Genomic DNA, 20137 nt, shown 5'->3' with positions numbered 1-20137 from the left:
CGCGCGGATCAGGCGCTCAGCGAGGCCGGGAGCCGACAGCTCCGGTCGGCCAGGTCACGCAGGAAGGTCAGCGCGGCCCGCGCGGTGACGTCGTTCTGCCCGAAGGCGATCCCGCCGGTACGGGGCCGGGTGAAGGCCCCGCCGGCCCGGGCGGTGGTGTGCGGGCCGAGGGCGAAGCGGCGCGGGTGCGGGCGTCCGTCGTGCTCCAGGATCCGGGCGTCGGCCGGGTCGACGACGAGGAGGCCGCTCGCGGTGGCCCGGGCCCCGTCCTCGTACAGGGCGCGCAGCAGCGGGCTGTCGGTGAGTTCCGGGGTGGGGTCGGGCAGCCGGGCCTCGACGAGGGCGCGGGCCTCGGTCCACTCCCCCGGGACGGCGGCGGACGCGGCCCGGAAGACACCGCGCTCCTCGTCGGTCTCGACGGTGACCTGGGGTCCGAGGAACCGGACCACGCCGGCGCGGGAGAGCGCGAGGAGCTGCCACAGCCGGGGCCCGGGCGGGCCGGAGGCGAGGTAGCTGAAGAAGCCGTGCCACCAGCCGCCGGTGTCGACGCGCTCGCCGAGCCTGAGGAGCTGTGCGTAGACGGAGAGCAGTCCGGCGAAGACGGCGGCGTCGGGGCTGTGGGCCGGGTCGTGGCGGCGGGTCAGGTCGTCGGTGACGTAGGCGCGCAGGCCGTCCTGGAGCGCCTCGGCGGAGTCGAAGCGGATCCCGTCGAGGGGGTGGTCGAGGCCGTCCGGGTCGAGCCGGTCGGCGGGGTCGGGGACGGCGGCGGAGACGAGCGCGGCGACCTCGGCCCCGCGCGGCGGCGCCGCCGCGTAGGCCTGCTCGAAGTCGCTCCAGGCGAGGGTGGTCCGCTCGGGGTGGGTGGAGAAGAGCCGGTGGTAGTGGGCCCAGCCGAGCTCCTTGTCGATGAGCGGCCACACGTCGCGCCGGAAGTCGAGCGGCCCGGCCCGGTCGAGGAGGGCGTCGGTCTGCTCGGGGCCGAAGAACCGGGGCAGCGGGGGCCGTTCGCCGTCGAGGACGTACCCGATCTTCGAGTGGTACGGGACGCCTCGCCGCGATCCGACGTGCAGCACGGGCTCCCGGCCGGAGGGTACGTAGACGAGGTCGTCGCCCTCGCCCTCGTACCGTCCGCCGCGGCCCTCGGTGAGGAGGACCATCAGGTCGACGAAGGCGAGGCCGAAGCCGCGGACCAGGACGGGCTCGCCGGCGGGCAGTGCGGAGAGGTCGGCGTCCGCGGTGAAGTCGGGCGGGAGGTGGACGAGCCGGTGGCGGGCGGCGAAGCCGGCGAACGCCCGCTGTTCCGGGCCTGGTTCGGCGCCGAGATGGCCGACGGTGAGGACGACGAGGTCGGCGAGGAGGGGCTCGGCGCCGGCCTCCAGCCAGACCCGCTGGCGTCCGTCGCGGGGGCCGCCGATCCGCAGCGCGGTGGTGCGGTGCTCGTGGACGGTGACGGAGGCGGGCAGGGCGGCGAGGGCCCGCTCGTACACCCAGCGCAGGTAGGCGCCCTGCTGGGGGCGAGTGGGGAAGGTGCGGCCCTCGATGCCGGCCCAGTCGGCGAGGGTGGGTCCCGGCCGGACGGGCCCGTCGAGCCGCACGGTCTCGTCGGTGAACATGGTGACGTCCTCGGCCTGGGAGTTCATCCAGAGCAGCGGGGACTGTTCGGTACGCCAGATCCGGCCCGGGCCCGGCGGGTGCGGGTCGACGAGGTGGACGTCGAGGGGGGCGTCGCCGTACAGCTCGGGCAGGCTGGCGGCGAGCCGTTCGAGGAAGCCGGTCCCGCGCGGCCCGGCGCCCACGACGACGATCGAGGGGCGGGGGCCCGTCGGGCGAGGGTCCGTCGAGCGGGTGCCCGTCGGGCGGGTGCTCATCGGGCACCGCCCGTGCCGCGGGCGTAGTACCGCTCGACGTAGTGCTGTCCCAGGCTGAGGACCGAGGTGACGGCGACGTACCAGAGGGTGGCGACGAGGAGCAGCGGGATGACCTCGTACGTGCGGTGGTAGATGAGCTGGGTCGAGTAGAGCAGGTCCTGGACGGCGATGACGGAGACGATCGAGGTGCCCTTGAGGGTGCCGATCAGCATGTTCCCGGCGGGCGGGACGATCGAGCGCATCGCCTGGGGCAGCACGATCCGGGTGAGCCGGCGCCACCGGCCGAGGCCGAGGGACTGGGCGGCCTCGATCTGCCCCCGGTCGACGGAGAGGATGCCGCCGCGCACGACCTCGGCGGCGTAGGCGGCCTCGTGCAGGGTGAGGCCGATGACGGCGACGGCGACGGGGCCGAGGAGGTTGACCGTGTGCACGCCGAGGACGGTCGGGTAGAGCGCGCCGAAGTTGAACCAGAACAGCAGCTGGACCAGGATCGGCGTGGACCGGAAGAACCAGACGTAACCCCAACTGACCGCACGCAGAACGGGGTTGGCGGACAGCCGGAAGACGGCGAGCAGGGTGCCGAGGACGAAGCCCAGGGCCATGACGAGCACGGTCAGCCACAGGGTGAGGACGAGCCCGCGCAGCACGGACGCCGAGGTGAAGTACTGGGCGACGACGTCCCATTGGAAGGCCTTGTTGCGGGCGACCGAGAGGAGTCCGAGGCCGAGGAGGACGAGGACGACGGTCGCGGTGGCCCACTGGCCGGCGCGCCGGGCGGGGACGACGCGCGGAGGCGGCTCGGCGGGCGGGGCCGTGGAGGGGGTCTTGAGGAGGGTCGCGGACATGCGGAGGCTCCGTGGATGCCAGAGGCGGATCGAACACGGGGGTGCGCCTCCACACGCGCAGAGCGCGGACCCGGGCCCCTCAGCCCGATCCGCCCTTCGAGGCTATGCGGTCAACACGCCCTGCTGTCAAGGGTGTCCACAGGGTGAGCCGTGCGTCTCATCATGGTTGACGCGGAAACGGATGCCTGTTCCACTGGGGCCATGCATCCGCAGCAGCAGCTGGTCACGCGCTCCCACATCGACTTCGGTCGCGTGTGGTCCTCTTCCTGTTGAGCCGACCCCCGCTCTGCCCCTGCCCGCGTGCTGTTTTCCGCGGCGCCTTCACACGCGGCCCCGTCGTGGCCGCTTGAGCTCTCCCCTCCCCTCGCCCTGCCTTGCCTTGCCCTGCCCTTCTGCCCTCCTTCGCCCTGAAGGACCTTCATGACCTTCGCGTTGTCCGTACGCCGGACCACGACCACCGACCCCTTGGCCCGCCCGCTCCTCGACGAGCTGGCACACGAGTACACGACCCGGTACGGCACCGCCGACGACCTGAGCCGCTACCCGGCGGAGGAGTTCACTCCTCCCCACGGCACCTTCCTGCTCCTCATGGAGCAGGGCCGGCCCGTGGCCGGAGGCGCGTACCGCCGCTACGACGAGCACACCGCCGAGCTGAAGAGGATCTGGACCCACTCGGCGCACCGCAGGCGCGGGCTCGCCCGCCGCGTCCTCACCGTGCTCGAACGCGAGGCCGCCGCCCGCGGCTACACCCGTCTCTATCTGACGACCGGTGCGCGCCAGCCGGAGGCCAGGGGCCTCTACCTGGCGACCGGCTACCGGCCGCTCTTCGACGTGTCCGCCGATCTCGAGTCACTGGGCCCCCTGCCGTTCGAGAAGTTCCTGGAGAACCCGAAACCATGAGTACGCGCACGAGTTCCGGAACCGCCCGCACGACCCTCGGCTTCGCGCTGATCACCGCCGCCGCGCTCACCCTCACCGCCTGCTCCGGGGGCGAGCCCGCGACCGCGCCTGCCGGGGCCTCCGGCGCGCCGGGCGCCGCGAAGGGCACGCTCCCGACCGAGGACGTGGTGTCGGCGGTGAAGAAGAACGAGGCCGCGGCGAAGCTGCTCCCCGCCGACGTGCGGCAGCGGGGCTCCTTCACGCTCGCCGCCTCGGTCGGCACCCCGCCCAGCTCGACCTATCTGTCCGACGGCAGGACCGTGGCCGGGGTGGACGCCGACTTCGCGGCCGCCGTGGCCAAGGCCCTCGGGCTGGAGCTGAGGCGCGAGGTCGTCGGCTTCGAGGCGATCCTGCCGGCGCTGGGCAGCGGCAAGTACGACGTCGGCACCGGGAACTTCGGCGTGACCGAGGAACGGCGCAAGGCGATCGACTTCGTGACGTACATCAACGACGGCCAGGGCTTCGCCACCCGGGCCGACAGCCCGCTGACGGCGGTCACCGACCTCACGCAGCTGTGCGGACTGAAGGTCGCGACGGGCGCCGGCACCACCTTCGAGCAGACCCTGGAGAAGAACAAGGACCGGTGCGCGAAGGCCGGGAAGCCGGTGTACGAGGTGAACGTCTTCAACGAGACGGGAGCGGTCTGGATGTCGCTCCAGCAGGGGCGCAGCGATGTCGTGATGAGCACGATCAACGGCGTGCGGTACGCGGTGACGCAGCAGAAGAACGTGAAGTTCCTCAACGAGTACCGGCGGCTCGACGTCGGCTTCGCCTTCAGGAAGGGCACCCCGCTCGCCCCCGCCTTCCAGGCGGCGGTGAACGGCCTGAAGGCCGACGGGACGTACGACCGGATCGTGCGGAAGTGGGGCGTGACGGCGTCGGGCATAGAGCGGTCGCAGATCACCCCGCCGGAGATCCCGGCGCCGACGAAGTAGAGACGTACGCGCCTCAGACGGGGCTCGGCGGGTCCGCGGGATCCCACAGGTCCGCGGGATCCCACAGGCGCGCCGGGCGGCGATTTCGGCGCGCGGGCGTCAGCAGTCGCAGCCGCAGTCACAGCCCCCGCAGCAGCCATCACCCTCGCAGCAGGAGGAGCAGTTGCTACAGCAGTCACAGCAATCGCAGCAGCTGCCGGGGTCGCACTGCTGGCAGAGTCCCTCGCGCCGCTGGCGGCTCCACGGGTCCTCGAAGGTGCCGCAGCACATCTGGCAGGTACAGGCCAGGCCCACCCAGAGGGCGCATCCGGCTATGAGCCCGCGCCGGTTGGGCGGTTCGGGCGGGAACGGCCCGCCGGGGCCACCGGGACCGCCGGGACCGGGGGCGTACGGACCCCCGGGGCCGGCCGGCCCGCCGGGGGCGTACGGGTTGCCGGGGGTGGCGTACGGGTTCCCCGGGACCGGGCCGTGCGCGTGCGGGGCACCCTGCCCCGCCCCGTGCGAGCAGCTCGTCGTGCCGAAGGCGCGGTCCACCGAGCTCCGGAGCTCGTGGGCGAGGAGGACGTGGACGAGCTTGTCGTCGGCGAACTCGGCGTCCCGCAGGGCGAGCCGGATCCCGTGCAGGGCGTCGTCGGCGAGCCGGCGGGCCTCCTCCCGGGAGGTGCCGGTCGCGGTGAGCGGGTTCCAGGCGCCCGCCACCGCGTCGGCCGGCTGGTCCTCGACGGCGTCGAGGAGGTGGGCGAGGCGCCCGAAGAGCCGGCCGGCCTCGGCGAGCGGAGCCGCGTTCTCCGGGCGTCCCGCGAGGACCGCGGTGTGCGCGAAGGCGGCCGCGGTCGCGGTCTCGGTCGGCTCGGTGACGGTCAGCAGCGGGGTGCCGAGTCCCGCGAGGGTCTCGATCCCGGTCTGCCGGTCGACGGCGTCGACGAGGACGGCGGTGTCGAAGCCGAGGGAGCGGCCGGTCCTGGCGCCGGCCTTGTCCCAGGAGCGGGCGACCCGGCGGGCCGCCGCGGCAACCGGCCTGCGCGCCAACAGGCCGTCCCGGTCGGCGACGTGGTCCCGTACCTTCGCCGAGGCGAGGACGAGCGAGACGGCGGCGGCGAGGCGCGCGCCCTCGCCCTGGGCCACGGGCGCGGTCCGCATGGCGCGCAGCGCGCAGGGCCCGGCCGTGCGGCGGCCCGCCGCCGTCACCCCGGTCTGAGCCTCCGTCAGAACCGAGACGATGAGCCCGTCGTAGTTGGTGACGACCCGGGCGAACTGCCCGTGGTCCGCGCGAAGTGCCAGGCAGAGGCCGCAGAGGTGGGCCATCCACTCGGTCTTGAGTCCGTCGGTGAGCCGGTGCGTGCAGGGCCTGACGATTCCGAACATGAGCTTCCCCCGTGAGCCGTACGCAGTGCCGTCGAGCGGCTTCGCGGCATGGTAGCGAGCCGGGCCGTTCACCCGTACGCGCCCACCGTCACCCTTCTGGCCCGACTTTCATATTTTAAGTTGCGCGCCCCTCCGTCAGGCCCCGCATACCGCAAGTTTCCTGACGTATCGCCAGAAATCGACGCTCACGTTCTGCACCAGTACCGTCACGAATCTCCTGCACGGCGTGTATCCGCTTGGCGCGCGATCCGCATCATGGACGACGATAGGGACTGCGGAACCACAAGTGACCGCGCTGAAAGGAGGCGTCCATGGGATCGGTGCGCAAGGCAAGTGCCTGGCTGGGACTCGTCGAGGACAACGACGAGCGTTACTACGACGACGAGTACGCCGACGGTGCCGAGAACGGCGACGCCTGGGTGACGGACCCCCGTGTCCGGGTGGCCACGGACACCGCCCAGGAGCAGGGCCGCCGGATCGCCACCGTCTCGCCGGACGGCTTCCGGGACGCCCGGGGCATCGGAGAGCTCTTCCGGGACGGTGTTCCGGTGATCGTGAACCTGACCGCGATGGAGCCGAACGACGCCAAGCGCGTGGTCGACTTCGCCGCCGGTCTCGCCTTCGGGCTGCGCGGCTCGATCGAGCGCGTGGCGACGCGGGTCTTCCTGCTCACTCCCGCCGACACCCAGATCGTCGGCGGAGAGACCCGTCGGCGTCCGCAGGACGGTTTCTTCAACCAGAGCTGAGCGGGTCCGCCGGCCCGACCGGACACCACCCGAGGGATCGGGTCAGTGCGCCGGGCGTCCGGAGCCGGCGGGCTCGATCGCTTCCCGGGTCGCGGGCACCCGCGGCTCGGCGGGCTGAAGGACCTCGGCAGGCTGACGGGCCTCGGCGGGATCGCACGACTCGATCGGCTCGCACGCCTTGGCCGGCCGGCACGACTCGTACACCTCGTACGAGTCACCCGACGCGTCCGCTTCCGCCGGGCACTCCATGACCCGGGGCAGCCGCCGGGCCATCACCGCGCCGACGAGCAGGAGGACGGCGCTCACGCAGAGCGTGATGTGCAGACCGTCCACGAAGGCGTGCCGGGCGGCCTGGTGCAGGGCCGCACCCGCCGTGCCGCCGAGCTGGTCGGCGACCTTGTAGGCCTCGCCGAGGGAGTTCGACGCGGCTCTGCTGGCCTCCGCCGGGACCCCGGGGACCGAGGCGAGCCCGGGGGCGTACGCGGCGTTCATCACGCTGCCGAGCAGCGCGATGCCCATGCCGGCGCCGAGCTGGTACGAGGTCTCGCCGATCGCCGCCGCGCCGCCCGCACTCTGCTGCGGTGCCTCGCTGAGCATCGACTCGTACGCCGAGAAGAGCGTGGTCTGCAGGCCGAAGCCGAGCAGCACGAAGCCCACCGTGAGCAGCAGCGGCCGGTCGTCCTGCCCCATGAGCGTGAGCAGCAGCACCGCGCCGGCGGTGAGCACGAAGCCCCAGCCGACCATCCGGCGCGGGCCGATCCTGCGCAGGGTGTACGAGCCGGTGGCGCCGGCCGCCATGGCGGCGAAGGTGAGCGGCAGGAGGCGGAGCCCGGTCTCCAGGGGGCTCAGTCCGAGGACGAGCTGGAGGTACTGGACGGCGATGAGCTCCAGGCCGACCAGGGCCAGCATGCCGATGACGATGCAGCCGACCGAGGTGGTGAAGGCGGCCCGGGAGAAGAGCCGCATGTCGATCAGCGGGTGCGGGCGGCGCTTCTGTCTGCGGACGAAGAGGACGAGGAGTCCGGCGCCGAGCAGCAGCGGTCCCGCGGTCGGGAGGGCGAGCAGCGGCTCGCCGGCTCCGGCGCGCTTGACCCCGAGGACACAGCCGAGGACTCCGGCGGCGGCCATGAGGGCGCCGAGGACGTCCCAGGGGCCGTCGGCGTCGCCGCGGGACTCGGGGAGGAGGCGGCGGCCGAGGGGCAGGATCAGCGCCATCAGCGGGATGTTGATGAGGAAGACGGAGCCCCACCAGTAGTTCTCGACGAGGAAGCCGCCGAGCACCGGTCCGGTGGCGGCACCGATCGCGGCGGTGGCGGTCCAGATGCCGATCGCGGTGGCGCGCTCCCGCCGGTCGGGGAAGACCGTCCGGAGGATGGAGAGCGTCGCGGGCATGATCATGGCGCCGCCGACCCCGAGCAGCGCGCGGGCCGCGATGAGGACCCCCGGCTCGGTGGCGAGGGCGGCGACCGCCGAGGCGACGCCGAACAGCGCGTAGCCGAGGAGGAGGACCCGCCGTCTGCCGACCCGGTCGCCGAGGGTGCCGAAGAGGATCAGCAGCGAGGCGCAGATCAGCGGGTAGGCGTCGACGATCCAGAGCAGCGCGGTGGAGCTGGGGCGCAGGTCCTCGGTGAGCGAGGGGACGGCGACGTGGAGGATGGTCGCGTCGAGGGCGACCAGGAGGAGGCTGACGCAGAGGACGAGAAGGACGACCCAGCGGTTGGTCCCGCCGTCGGCGGCACGCGCTCGCGCTCGGGCCGTGATCGTCCGCTGCATGTACGTACCTCCCAGTGAAGCTCTCGCGCTCGGCAGGCGCCGACCAGGGCGTATGCCCCTGGGGCGGCCCGACATCGACGGGCGAGTGAGCCGTCAGCGTACGCGAGTTCAAGCGCCGAGCGCGTGGTGCAGCTCTCACCCCGGCGGGCCTCACGGTGTGGCGTACGCCACTTGGCGAGGGCCGCGCGTCGCATGGAATTCCGTACGTATATCTGTTTGAGGCAATTCCCCTGCCCTCAAACACCCTTCCGGAAAGAGCCGTGCCGCCAATAGGGCTGAAGGTCATCGGATTTACCGACGGACGCCGGGAATGGAGCGGCGACTGAGACCTACTCCACATCACATGGTCATCACGAAGACACCGGATCGACCGGGTCTGCTTCTCACTCCCTGTAACGTCGATTGGGTGCGTACCGACATCTTTGCCCGGCTGGACCGGGAGCCGGAACCGCCGAAGATAGAGGTCCCCAGGATGACCCGCACGCGTCTCGCGCTCTTCGGCGGGACGTCGGCGTTCTATCTCGCCATTGTCGTGGCGGTCCTGCTGTCGACCTGGCTGGTGACCCTCGACTGGAAGATCATGCTGTTCCGGCCCTATCAGCAGTGGCCCGAACTGCACGCCTTCCTCGACTACTACGTCGTCCTCGGTCAGCGCGGCCCCACGGCCGTGATGGTGGCCGCATGGCTGGGCTGGCGCTCCTGGCGTCAGCACACCCTGCGGCCACTGCTGTGTCTCGGCGCCGCCCTGCTGCTGCTCAACGTCTCGGTCGGCGCGGTCAAGCTCGGACTCGGCCGTCTCGGCCCCCACTACGCGACGCAGGTCGGCTCCGCCGAGCTCTTCGCGGGCGGCGACATATTCCCCTCCGGGCACACCGCCAACGCGGTCGTGACCTGGGGCATCCTCGCCTACCTGGCGACCACCCCCCGGGCCAGGCGCTATCTGTCCGCGCTCTCCGCGGTGGTCGCGCTCGGCGTCGGCCTCACCACGGTCTATCTGGGCACGCACTGGCTGAGCGACGTGGTGCTCGGCTGGGCCGCCGGGCTCCTGGTCCTGCTCGCCCTGCCCTGGTGCGAGCCGCTCCTCGCGGTGGCGGAGTCCTGGATCCTCGCCGTGCGCGACCGCCTGCGGGAGCGGCTGCGCGACCGTCGCCGGCTGGTGCCCTCGCTGCCCGTGGCCTCCGGCGGTCCGCGCCCGGCCTTCTTCCCGCAGCGTCCGACCGCGGGCGAGGAGCCTGTCCGCGAGAGCGTGGGAGTGGCCCGCGGCCGCGCTCCGGCGACCCGCGGCTGACCACGACCGACATCGGGGAAGGGCCCCGGCCGAACCAAGGCCGGGGCCCTTCCCGTGTCGGTCGCACAGCCTGTTCCGCTGCCTGTTCCGCTGCCCGTTCCACTGTCCGCCCCACTAGGGGTCAGCCCAGCCAGCAGCGGGTGACGGCGCCGTCCTCGACCTCGAAGTTGATGCGTCCGGACAGGTATTCCATGGTGATGATCGAGCCGGGCGGCAGGGACCTGACGACCTTCCAGCCCCGTGCCCTGGCGAGCTGCTCGGCGCCGCCCGCATCCAGTCCCACATAGGACTCGGGAGCGTCGCGGGGCGGTTCGGGAGTGCGCGATGTGGGTGACATGGGCCTCACGTTAGCCTCTTCGCGGTCACGCTTGTGTCACAAGTTCTCGACATATGTTTGACACGCCGGCCGTCACTCGATGGGACAGTTCCGGGCCGATTCTCCAGCAATTCCGAAGAGCCTCCGGCACTTCGCACAAGGGGATCACGGGGCCGGCAAATCCCGTGGAATTCCCGGTTCCCCGGGCGCCGCGCGGTGAATTGTCCGGGCCCCGCACGCGGCGCCCTCACGTTTCCCTTACAGAACGCTTACGCCGGCTCCGCCGGGGCGGTGTCGGCCGACCGGAGCAGCGGCCCCCACCGCCTCCCCGCCCCGCGGGCCCGCCGCCCGCATCATGTCCCGATGCCCGGCGAGCGGGGTCCCGAGAGCGAGGCGGAGGGCAGCGATGGGCACCGAGACAGCGACCGTAGCCGTCGAATCGGGACGGCAGCGGCACGGCCGGGTCCTGATCGACTGGCTCACCACGACCGACCACAAGAAGATCGGCCACCTGTACCTGGTCACCTCGTTCGCCTTCTTCCTGATGGCCGGACTCATGGCGATGCTGATGCGGGCCGAGCTGGCCCGCCCGGGGCTCCAGCTCGTGTCGAACATGGAGTTCAACCAGGCCTTCACCCTGCACGGCACGATCATGCTGCTGCTCTTCGCCACTCCCACCTTCGCCGGCTTCGCCAACGAGCTGGTGCCGCTGCAGATCGGCTCCCCCGACGTCGCCTTCCCGCGGCTGAACATGTTCTCGTACTGGCTGTTCCTCTTCGGCGGGCTGATGGTGATCGGCTCGCTGCTCACCCCGAGCGGCCCGGCCGCCTTCGGCTGGACCGCCTACGCCCCGCTCAACAGCCTGGAGCGGTCGCCGGGCGTCGGCGTCGACCTGTGGATCATGGGGCTCGCGCTCTCGGGCTTCGGCACGATCCTCACCTCGGTGAACTTCCTCGCCACGATCATCGGGATGCGGGCCCCCGGCATGACCATGTTCCGGATGCCGATCTTCACCTGGAACATCCTCTTCACGGCGGTCCTGGTGATCGTCGCCTTCCCCGTCCTCGCGGCGGCGCTGCTCGTCCTCGAGGCGGACCGGCGGCTCGGCTCCGTGGTCTTCCAGCCCGAGAACGGCGGGGCGCTGCTGTGGCAGCACCTCTTCTGGTTCTTCGGCCACCCCGAGGTCTACATCATCGCGCTGCCGTTCTTCGGGATCGTCAGCGAGATCATCCCGGTCTTCGCCCGCAAGCCGATCTTCGGGTACTCGACCCTCGTCGCGGCCACCATGGCGATCACCGGCCTCTCGGTGGTGGTCTGGGCGCACCACATGTTCGCGACGGGCGCGGTGCTGCTGCCGTTCTTCTCGCTGCTGTCGTTCCTGATCGCGGTGCCGACCGGGGTGAAGTTCTTCAACTGGACCGGAACGATGCTGCGGGGCTCGCTGTCCTTCGAGACGCCGATGCTGTGGTCGGTCGGCTTCCTGGTGTCCTTCCTCTTCGGCGGGCTCACGGGCGTGATCCTCGCCTCGCCGCCGATGGACTTCGCCGTCACCGACTCGTACTTCGTCGTGGCCCACTTCCACTACACGGTCTTCGGCACGGTCGTCTTCGCGATGTTCGCCGGCTTCTACTTCTGGTGGCCCAAGTTCACCGGCCGGATGCTCGACGAGCGGCTCGGGAAGGTCCACTTCTGGACCCTCTTCGTCGGCTTCCACCTGACCTTCCTGGTACAGCACTGGCTCGGTGCGGAGGGCATGCCCCGGCGGTACGCCGACTACCTGGCCGCGGACGGCTTCACCGCGCTCAACACGGTGTCGACGATCGGCGCCTTCCTGCTCGGCGTGTCCACGCTGCCGTTCCTCTACAACGTGTGGTGGACCCACCGGTACGGCGCGAAGGCCGAGGTGGACGACCCGTGGGGCTTCGGACGCTCGCTGGAGTGGGCGACCTCGTGCCCGCCGCCCCGGCACAACTTCGACGCCGTGCCCCGGATCCGCTCCGAGTCTCCGGCCTTCGACCTGCACCACCCGGAGTTCGCGGCCTACGAACGGATGCGGATCACGAGCCCTCCGCCGTCTCCCCCGCCGCCCGACGGTCCGTCCGATCGAGAGCGCGGGACAGCCGGTCCCTGAGGTCGCGGACCCGTTCCGTCAGCTCCGGAGGCTCGACCACCTCGAAGTCGAGCCCCATGAGCACCACGTGCACCACCGCGACGTGGAGGTTGTGCGCCCCCGCCCGCAGCAGGCAGCTCCCTTCGCCCTCGGGTTCCAGGACCCCGTCCATCGGCCCGATGACCGTGGCCGCCTCGGCGAGCGGGACGAACAGCCGGACGGTGACCTCCGTCGCGTAGGCCGCGCCGGACACCCCCTTCGACACGTACGCGGCGAGGTCCTCGGCGGGCGGTTCCCGGGGCGGGAAGCGCGGACCGTGCGGCGGCGTGGGCTCGATCCGGTCCGCCCGGAACGTCCGCCAGTCGCCGCGGTCCACGTCCCAGGCCACGAGGTACCAGCGCCGTTCGGTGCAGACGAGCCGGTGCGGTTCGACGGTCCTGCGGGTGGTGTCGCCGCCGTGGTTCCGGTACGCGAAGCGGAGCCGTTCGCTGTCCCGGCAGGCGTTGGCCAGCTCGGTGAGGACCGCCGGGTCGACCCGTTCGCTCGGGGTACGCAGCATGGGCACGGTGAAGTCGGTGAGCGCGCCCACCCGCCGCCGCAGCCGGGCCGGCAGGACCTGTTCCAGCTTGGCGAGGGCGCGTACGGAGGTCTCGCCGATGCCCTCGACGCCCTGGCCGGCCGCGGTGCGCAGACCGACCGCGACCGCCACGGCCTCCTCGTCGTCGAGGAGCAGCGGCGGCAGCTCGGCCCCGGCCCCGAGCTGATAGCCGCCGCCGGTGCCGGGGCTGGCGTGCACGGGGTAGCCGAGCTCGCGCAGCCGGTCGACGTCGCGCCGTACCGTACGCGAGGTCACCCCGAGCCGGTCGGCGAGATCGGCACCGGACCACTCCCGGTGGGCCTGGAGCAGCGAGAGCAGACGCAGCAGCCGTGCGGAGGTCTCCAACATGCCCCGAGTCTGTCAGCCCTCGCGGACAGGTACGGTCCTCGATGCGAGGGCGAGCGGCCCGATCGGCAGGACACCCCCCGACGGCCGTCAGTGGAGGCGCCGGAGCAGGCCGCGCGCCAGACGGGCGGCCTTCGTCCTCAGCAGGTAGGCCGCGTCGACGGCCCGGCCGATCTCGTGGTGCCGCTTCGCCTGCCCCGCCGAGTCGGTGCGCCGGCTCGCGCCCCGGTCGGCGAGCTCCGTCCAGAGTGCCTCGTGCCGGGCCACGATCCGGACGGGGTCGAAGCGTTCGGAGGAGGCGAGTGCCGCCCGCGCGGTCTTCGCACGCAGTTCGTCGTCCTCGACGAGACCGCGCAGCGCCCCCGCGACCGCGGCCACGTCGTCGACCGGCACGAGCCGCCCGTCGACCCCGTCCTCGATGATCTCGCGCGGTCCGTTCGGGCAGTCGGTCGCCACCACCGGCAGCCCGCAGCGCATCGCCTCCACGATCGACATCCCGAAGGACTCCCGCCGCGAGGTCACCGCGGCGATCGAGCCCTTGGCCCACTCCGGTTCCATCGGATGGACGGCGCCCATGAGGAAGACCTGCCCGCCGAGGCCCCGTTCCCCGATCTGCCGGGCCAGCTCCTTCTCCAGGTCCTCGACCGCGTCGCCGGTGCCGTAGATCCGCAGCTTCCAGTCCGGGTGGTCCGCGGCGACCTCGGCGAAGGCGTCGATGAGCACGTCGTACCGCTTGACGCGGGTCAGCCGGCCCGCCGCCACGACGGTCCTCGCCGCGGGGTCGGCGGGCGGCAGGGCGGGCGCGGGCACGCAGTTGGGCACGGCCTCGATCCGTACGCCGGGCAGCCCCAGTCTCCGATAGTCGCGGGCGTCGGCCTCGGTGACCGTCGTGACGGCGTCGAGGAGCCGGTACTCGTGCCGGATGTCCCGCCGGAGCCGGCGGCTGTGGCCGGCCAGGCCCAGGTGCTCCTGGCCGACGAGGACCGGCCCCCGCCGGGCCTGCCGGGCCAGGTGCACGTTGAGCCCGGGGCGGGTGGCGACGAGGACGTCGGCCTCGACGCCGCGCAGGTACTCCCCGATCCGGGCGTCGGTGAGCGCGCTGTACTGCTTCCAGCGGCCGTCGCCGCGCGGAAAGACCTCGGCGGGCCGGTGGATGTCGGGGTGGTCGCCGTCGTGGTCGGGACTGTCCTTGCGCAGATCGACGAGATGACGGAGCGTCACGTCCGCGGGGAGGCCGAGGATCGGCCGGTCCCGGTGGCGGAACACCGAGACGATCTCGACCTCGTGGCGGGCGGCCAGTTCCTCGGCGAGCGTGAACGTCGTCCGGATCGTGCCGCCGTAGTGGTAACCGTTGTGGAGCAGAAAGGAGATACGCATCGGGCTGCCGGTTCCCCCCGGTCAGTGATGTCGGTCGGTCGGTCGCGCCGACTGTACTGCCGGGACGCGCCTCCCTTCCGCCGGGACGTACCTCCGCGTCACGGGCGATAGCCCAGCATGGGCACGGTCATGCAGTTGTCCGTCATGTCGCCCTGCCCCACCCAGCCCCGGCCGTCCTCCCAACGGGCCACGGACAGACAGGTGTGACGGGTCTCGGGCGGCTCCGCGAGGTGCTCGAAGCGGACGGGCAGCAGCAGTCCGCGCGCGGTGTACGGCTCCGGCCGGTTCAGGTACTCCTCGACGCACCCCCGGGTGAGCCCGCCGCCCCCGGCCAGACAGGAGCGGGCCGCGTCGGTGAACCACATCGCCGCCGCCCACCCCTCCAGCTGCCATTGGGACAAGGGACGCTGCCCCATCGCCGCCCGGAACTCGCGGACCGCGGGGTGCCCGGTGTCCTGGTGGTTGCGGCTGGATCCGGTCGCCCACAGGGCGCTGCGGCAGCCGGGGGCGCGGGCGTAGTCGCGGGCGACGGACGAGGACCAGTTCTGGACGTTGGTGACCTTGGCGTCGACGCGGACCCCGAGCGCCTCCATCGCCTCGCACAGCCGGACGTTGCCGTGGGTGTCCATCGCGTCGAAGAGGAGGTCGACGCCCTGGTCCCGCAGGTCGGCCGCGACCGCGCGGAAGTTGGGCAGGGCGAAGTCGACCTGCTCGTCGACGACCCGGTACCCCTCGGCGCGCAGCCCGTCGGAGACCAGCCGGGCGTAGCCGGCGGAAGCGGCCTGGTTGTACGAGACGACGGCGGCGGTCCGGGCCCCCTTCTCCCGCTCGAACCAGCGGTAGACCTCGGTCCCGCCGTACAGGGTCCCGTCCCAGCCGGGCTTTCCGCCGGTGCGCGGGGCGGAGCTGCCGTAGATCCCGTAGAGGTGCGGATACGTGTCGTAGGCGGGGGTGAGGGGCTGGCCGCCGATGTCGGGGACGCCGGCCCTGGAGACGAGCGGCGCGCCCGCGTAGTTCAGAGCGGTGGTGGCGACGAGCGCGAAGACCCGCCGCTCGTCGACCAGCCGGTGCACGCACGCGTTGTTGCCGACGCCGCTGCCGCCGTCGTCGCAGGTCTCGACCTCGATCCGGCGTCCGTCGAGGCCGCCGCGGGCGTTCAGGGCGTCGAAGTAGGCGCGGGCTCCGTCGCGTGGGCCGGTGAGGGCCTGCCCGCCGACCGGGCTCGTGGCGCTGGTGATGATCCCGACGCGGAGCGGCTCACCGCCGGAGGGGTTGGCGGTGGGCCGCGTCTCGAAGGCGCGCTCCGGGAGCCTGCTGCCGCACCCCGCGAGGAGCACGATCAGCGCGGCCAGGAGCAGCGCCGCGACCGCCTCAGCAGCCCGGAACGGTGACACCGCTCAGCTCGACCAGGCCGCAGAGGGTCTTGACGGAGACCTTCCAGGTGCCGTCCTGGAGGATCGTGGTGCCCTGGGAGTCGGGCAGGGCGGGGGCCCCGCCGACGAGCAGGTCGTAGGTGACCTCGGCGTCGGTGGCCGAGGTGAACTCGACGTCCGTGACCCGCGCCGAGGTCGCGGCGGCGTTCCTGTCTCCGGCGAAGGCGGCGAGGACCGGCTGCATCGTGTCGCCGTTCTCCAGGAGCTTCACCTTCTCGGCCGCGGGGACCTTCGGGTCGAAGAAGGCCGTCCAGTTCTTGGTGATCTCCGCCTCGGCGGCGGCCGGGTCGGCGGGTTCGTCCTCCCCCGGCGGCTCGGCGGTCATCCCGTACGGCGCGGTCTCCGACACGTTATTGCCGGACGTCGTGTCGTCGGAGCAGCCCGCGACGGCGGGGGCGAGGGCCAGGAGGGCGGCGGCCGCGAGGGCAGCGAGCCGGGTGCGTCCGCCGAGTCGTTCGAGAACCATCTGGCTCACCACCGGGTGTCTCGCCAGGCCGTGCGGCCTGCTGCTTCCAGGGTGGGACGAACCGGGGCATAGTGCAAGGAAAGGGAGAGACGAGGGAGGCCCGTGCAGAGGTCCCGGATCCTGCTGTGGGGCGGTGTCACGGCGGCCGCCGTGGGCGCGGTGCTGTGCGCGCTCGGCTGGTACGGGATCTCCGGCGAGCGCTTCGCGGAGCGCCAGCTGCCCTATCTGGCCTCGTGCACGGTGCCGGGGGCGGCGCTGATCGTGGCGGGCGCGGTCCTGGTCACGGCGGCGCTCCTGTTCCCTGCCGCCCCACCGGACCGGGCAGGCCCACCCGACACCACGGAGACTCCCCCGCCCTCCTCGGACGGCCCCCTCCTCCGGGTCCCGGGCGGCACCCTGGCCCACCGCCCGGACTGCCCGCTGGTGGCGGGCAAGGCGGAGGCGACGGAGGCCGGCGACGCGGCCCTTGACCCCTGCCCGGTGTGTGATCCATGGCGTCCCTGACGTACGAACTGACGCTCGCCGGCCTCGCCGTCGGCAGCGCGGCCGCGCTCACCGGGATCGGCCTGATCGTCACCTACCGAGCGACCGGGGTGCTGAACCTGGCGCACGGCGCCGTCGCGATGATCTGCGCGTACGTGCTGCGGCAGCTGGTGGTCGTGTGGGACTGGCCCCTGCCCCTCGGCGCCCTGGTCACGCTCCTGGTGGTGGCCCCCGGCATCGGCCTCGTCCTGGACCGGGGCGTGTTCCGCCCGCTCGCGCTCCTCGGTTCGAACCCGGCGCAGACCCTGGTGGCCTCCATCGGCGTCTTCGTGCTGCTCGTGGGCGGGGCGGCGCTGCTGTGGGGCGGCGGGGCGCGGGACGACGCGCCGGTGCTGCTCGGTGACGACCCGTGGGCGCAGCTGGCGGCGGTGGTGGCGCTGGCCTGTCTGGTGGCGGCGGTGACGCGGTGGACCCGGTTCGGCCGGGAGCTGAGGGCCGTGGTCGACAACCGTCCGCTCGCCGTCCTGTCGGGGGTGCACGCGGACCGGGTGGCGGCGGCGGGCTGGGCCTTCGGCTCGTTCACGGCCGGACTGACGGGCGTGCTCCTCGCCCCGTACGTACGGCTCGACCCGTACGGGATGCCGCTGCTCGTCATCGAGGTGATCGCGGTCGCGGTGATCGCCCGGATGCGCTCGCTGCCGGTGGCGATCGTGGCGGCGGTCGCGATCGGGGTGGCTCAGGCGCAGATGACACGGCTGCACCCGGAGGGGTGGGCGGGTCCGCTGGTGCAGGCACTCGGGGCGAACCTCTTCGTGGTGGCGCTCCTGGTGGCGGCCCTGGTCCTGCCGGGCGTCGGCGGCAAGGGCCGGGACGCCCTGCCCCCGCCGCCCCGCGCCCGGCCCGTCCCCACCCTCCTCTGGCCGGCCATCGGCGTCCTGTTCCTCCTCCCCCTCGGCTTCGCGGGCTCCGACCTGCAGACGGCGGTGCAGGTCCCTGCGCTGGCGGTGATCCTGCTGTCCCTCGTCGTGGTGGCGGGCCGGGGCGGCCAGATCGCGCTGGGCCAGGCGGCGTACGCGGGCCTGGGCGCGCTGCTCACGGCCCTGCTGGCGACGGCGGGCGTCCCGGCCCTCGTGGCGCTGGGGCTCGCGGTGCCGATGGTGGCCGTGGTGGGCCTGGTGACGGCCTGGCCTGCGATCCGCCGCCACGGCCTGGCACTCGCCCTGGCCACCCTGGCGACCGGCGTGGCGGTGAGCCGCTTCGTCCTCACCCAGCCGTACGCGACGGCGGGCCTGTCCCTGGGCCGCCCGGCGGGTTTCTCCGACGACCGCGCCTTCTACGCCCTGGAGCTGGTCCTGCTGGCCGGCTGCCTGGCCCTGGTGGCGGCGCTGCGCCGGGGCCGCACGGGCCGCGCGCTGGCCGCCCTGCGGGACCACGAACCGGGCGCGGAGGCGGCGGGCGTCCCGGTCCCCGCCCTCAAGCTCCTCGCCTTCGTCCTGGGCGCGGCCCTGGCGGCCCTGGGCGGCGGCCTCCTGGGCATGGGCCTGCGCGCCTTCGACCCGGAGGCGTACGACCCGGTACGCGGCCTGCTCTGGTTCGCGGCCGTCCTGGCCCTGGGGGCCGACAGCCTCCTCACGCCCCTGGTGGGCGCGGCGCTCCTGGTGACCCTGGACGCGGGCCCCCAAGCAGGCACGGCAGCAGCCCTCATCGGCCTCCTGGCCACCCAGTCGGGCCGCCTCCCGCCCCTGACGACCCTGCTGCTCCGCCGAACCCCCCACCTACCGCCGGGCGCCGGCGGCGCGGCACCCCCCACGGGAAAGCCCGCACCTCGGTCGGCAACCCGCACGAGTGGTGCGGGTGGGAACCCCGGTCCGGCCGAAGGCCGGACGCACCCCCACCGGCCCGCACCGGCCCACACACCCGCACACACACCGGCCTCCGCCCCGGAACTCCGCGCCGACGACCTCACCCTCATCTACCCCGGCGGCATCACCGCCCTCTCCCATGTCACCCTCGCCCTCACCCCCGCCCGCATCACCGCGCTCGTAGGACCCAACGGCGCCGGCAAGAGCACCCTCTTCGACTGCCTCGCCGGAACCCTCCACCCCCGGCACCGCCAAGGCCTCATCACGCTCGACGGCACCGACATCACCTCCCGCCCGGCGTACGCCCGGACGCGGCTCGGGATCGCGCGGACCTTCCAGCGGCTCGCCGTGTTCCCGTCACTGTCCGTCGAGGAGAACGTCCGCCTCGGCGCGGAACGGGGCCGGGTCCGCGGCGACCCCGCCGCGGTCGAGCGGAGCCTGCGCCTGGTCGGCCTCGCCGGCCCCGTGCGGCACCGCGCGGCCGCCGGCCTGCCGACCGGCACGCTGCGCCGGGTCGAGCTCGCCCGTGCGCTCGCGGGGCAGCCGCACACGCTCCTCCTCGACGAACCCGCCGCCGGCCTCGACACCGCCGAGACCGCTGCGCTCGCCCGGCTCCTCGCCGCGCTCGCCGCCGACGGCCTGACGGTCCTCGTCGTCGAGCACGACCCGGACCTCGTCGCGGGGATCGCGCACACCGTGCACACCATGGAAGGCGGCCGGCTCCTGTCATGAGCGTGGAGATCGAACTGCGCGCGGCCCGGGTCCGCTACGGCCCCCTGGAGGCCCTGCACGGCCTCGACCTGCCCGTGCCCGCCGGCACCGTCACCGTGCTCCTGGGGCGCAACGGCGCGGGCCGCAGCACGGCCCTGCGGGCCCTCGCCGGCACGGTCGGGCTCTCCTCCGGCCGGGTCCTGTGGCGCGGCGCCGACGTCACCCGGCTCCCGCCGCACGAGCGGGCGCGCCGCGGGCTCTGCTTCGTACCGGATCTGCGGGCGGTGTACGAGGGGCTCACCGTCGCCGAGAACCTCGCGCTCACCGTGCCGGCCGGCGCCCCCGCCCCGTACCCCGAGCTCGTCCCCCTCCTGTCCCGGCCCGCCGGGACCCTCTCCGGTGGGGAGCGCCGGATGCTGGCCCTGTCGCGTGCCCTGCTGAGGCCCGCGCGCGTGGTGCTGGTCGACGAGCCGTCGCTCGGCATGGCCCCGCCGGTCGCGGCCCGTACGTACGGGCTGCTCGCGGCGCTCGCCGTGGAGCGCGGGGCGGCCGTGGTCCTGGCCGAGCAGCGCGTACCGGAGGGCCTGCCGGGCGGCTCGCTCGTCCACGAGCTGCGACGCGGCTCCCGCGCGTCCAGCGGGGAGCCGCACGAGTACGCCCGAGGCGCCACGCCCTGA

At 73.2% G+C, this 20137-nt stretch carries 17 protein-coding genes; 8 read left to right on the top strand and 9 right to left on the bottom strand.

The annotated features are described in order from the left end of the window. Positions 1-8: 8 nt before the first annotated feature. The gene (locus tag DEJ46_RS31180) at positions 9-1868 is read right to left on the bottom strand and encodes an FAD/NAD(P)-binding protein (protein WP_150271722.1); all 1860 of its coding nucleotides are present in this window, start codon (positions 1866-1868) and stop codon (positions 9-11) included. Next, complete coding sequence (locus DEJ46_RS31175) at positions 1865-2713, bottom strand: amino acid ABC transporter permease (RefSeq protein WP_150271720.1); 849 nt, start codon at positions 2711-2713, stop codon at positions 1865-1867. The genes DEJ46_RS31180 and DEJ46_RS31175 overlap by 4 nt, the downstream gene beginning before the upstream one ends. Before the next feature lie 420 nt (positions 2714-3133). Here DEJ46_RS31175 and DEJ46_RS31170 point away from each other — a divergent pair, with 420 nt between their 5' ends. After that, complete coding sequence (locus DEJ46_RS31170) at positions 3134-3613, top strand: GNAT family N-acetyltransferase (RefSeq protein ID WP_150271718.1); 480 nt, start codon at positions 3134-3136, stop codon at positions 3611-3613. Next, positions 3610-4587, top strand: coding sequence for an ABC transporter substrate-binding protein (locus DEJ46_RS31165; protein ID WP_150271716.1), 978 nt, complete (start codon positions 3610-3612; stop codon positions 4585-4587). The genes DEJ46_RS31170 and DEJ46_RS31165 overlap by 4 nt, the downstream gene beginning before the upstream one ends. 99 nt (positions 4588-4686) lie before the next feature. Here the strand turns inward: DEJ46_RS31165 and DEJ46_RS31160 are convergent, their stop codons facing one another. Next, positions 4687-5952, bottom strand: a complete 1266-nt coding sequence (locus tag DEJ46_RS31160; RefSeq protein ID WP_150271714.1) for a DUF5685 family protein — start codon at positions 5950-5952, stop codon at positions 4687-4689. A 311-nt stretch (positions 5953-6263) separates the two neighbouring features. Here DEJ46_RS31160 and DEJ46_RS31155 point away from each other — a divergent pair, with 311 nt between their 5' ends. After that, positions 6264-6698 (top strand): cell division protein SepF, encoded by a 435-nt coding sequence (locus DEJ46_RS31155; protein WP_141297324.1) that lies wholly within the window; start codon positions 6264-6266, stop codon positions 6696-6698. Positions 6699-6740: 42 nt separating this feature from the next. Here the strand turns inward: DEJ46_RS31155 and DEJ46_RS31150 are convergent, their stop codons facing one another. Continuing rightward, positions 6741-8471 (bottom strand): MFS transporter, encoded by a 1731-nt coding sequence (locus DEJ46_RS31150; protein WP_150271712.1) that lies wholly within the window; start codon positions 8469-8471, stop codon positions 6741-6743. Positions 8472-8877: 406 nt separating this feature from the next. Between DEJ46_RS31150 and DEJ46_RS31145 the strand changes: the two genes are divergently transcribed. Beyond that, positions 8878-9759: a phosphatase PAP2 family protein gene (locus DEJ46_RS31145; RefSeq protein WP_190622985.1), complete on the top strand. Its 882-nt coding sequence runs from the start codon at positions 8878-8880 to the stop codon at positions 9757-9759. 121 nt (positions 9760-9880) lie between these two features. Here DEJ46_RS31145 and DEJ46_RS31140 read toward each other — a convergent pair whose 3' ends face one another. Continuing rightward, positions 9881-10096 (bottom strand): I78 family peptidase inhibitor, encoded by a 216-nt coding sequence (locus tag DEJ46_RS31140; RefSeq protein WP_150271710.1) that lies wholly within the window; start codon positions 10094-10096, stop codon positions 9881-9883. A gap of 385 nt (positions 10097-10481) precedes the next feature. Between DEJ46_RS31140 and ctaD the strand changes: the two genes are divergently transcribed. Then, entirely contained in the window at positions 10482-12206 is a 1725-nt protein-coding gene (gene ctaD / locus DEJ46_RS31135; RefSeq protein ID WP_150271708.1) for a cytochrome c oxidase subunit I, read from the top strand. On the opposite strand, the gene DEJ46_RS31130 is transcribed toward ctaD, so the two are convergent. From DEJ46_RS31130 to DEJ46_RS31115, 4 genes are all read right to left on the bottom strand, one after another. Continuing rightward, positions 12133-13131, bottom strand: a complete 999-nt coding sequence (locus DEJ46_RS31130; protein WP_150271706.1) for a helix-turn-helix transcriptional regulator — start codon at positions 13129-13131, stop codon at positions 12133-12135. The two genes, ctaD and DEJ46_RS31130, sit on opposite strands and share 74 nt — an antisense overlap. 87 nt (positions 13132-13218) lie before the next feature. Continuing rightward, the gene (locus tag DEJ46_RS31125; RefSeq protein WP_150271704.1) at positions 13219-14505 is read right to left on the bottom strand and encodes a glycosyltransferase family 4 protein; all 1287 of its coding nucleotides are present in this window, start codon (positions 14503-14505) and stop codon (positions 13219-13221) included. Between the two features lie 98 nt (positions 14506-14603). Next, positions 14604-15899 carry an ABC transporter substrate-binding protein gene (locus DEJ46_RS31120; protein WP_150271703.1) on the bottom strand — a complete coding sequence of 432 codons (1296 nt, stop codon included), beginning with the start codon at positions 15897-15899 and terminating at the stop codon, positions 14604-14606. Then, a complete protein-coding gene (locus tag DEJ46_RS31115; protein WP_150271701.1) occupies positions 15877-16404 on the bottom strand; it encodes a hypothetical protein in 528 nt (175 codons plus the stop codon). Before DEJ46_RS31115 ends, DEJ46_RS31120 begins: the two co-directional genes overlap by 23 nt. Positions 16405-16506: 102 nt before the next feature. Between DEJ46_RS31115 and DEJ46_RS31110 the strand changes: the two genes are divergently transcribed. Genes DEJ46_RS31110 through DEJ46_RS31100 form a run of 3 tightly spaced genes read left to right on the top strand, consistent with a single transcriptional unit; the run spans position 16507 to position 20137 of the window. Beyond that, positions 16507-16908, top strand: a complete 402-nt coding sequence (locus DEJ46_RS31110; protein WP_150271699.1) for a hypothetical protein — start codon at positions 16507-16509, stop codon at positions 16906-16908. After that, positions 16896-19481, top strand: a complete 2586-nt coding sequence (locus tag DEJ46_RS31105) for an ABC transporter permease subunit (protein WP_150271697.1) — start codon at positions 16896-16898, stop codon at positions 19479-19481. Before DEJ46_RS31110 ends, DEJ46_RS31105 begins: the two co-directional genes overlap by 13 nt. Beyond that, positions 19478-20137, top strand: coding sequence for an ATP-binding cassette domain-containing protein (locus DEJ46_RS31100; protein ID WP_150271695.1), 660 nt, complete (start codon positions 19478-19480; stop codon positions 20135-20137). Before DEJ46_RS31105 ends, DEJ46_RS31100 begins: the two co-directional genes overlap by 4 nt.

This window comes from Streptomyces venezuelae (assembly GCF_008642375.1).
GTDB lineage: Bacteria > Actinomycetota > Actinomycetes > Streptomycetales > Streptomycetaceae > Streptomyces > Streptomyces venezuelae_G.
The sequence above is the reverse complement of the archived record's forward strand: the minus strand, read 5'-3'. Positions and strand labels throughout refer to the sequence as shown.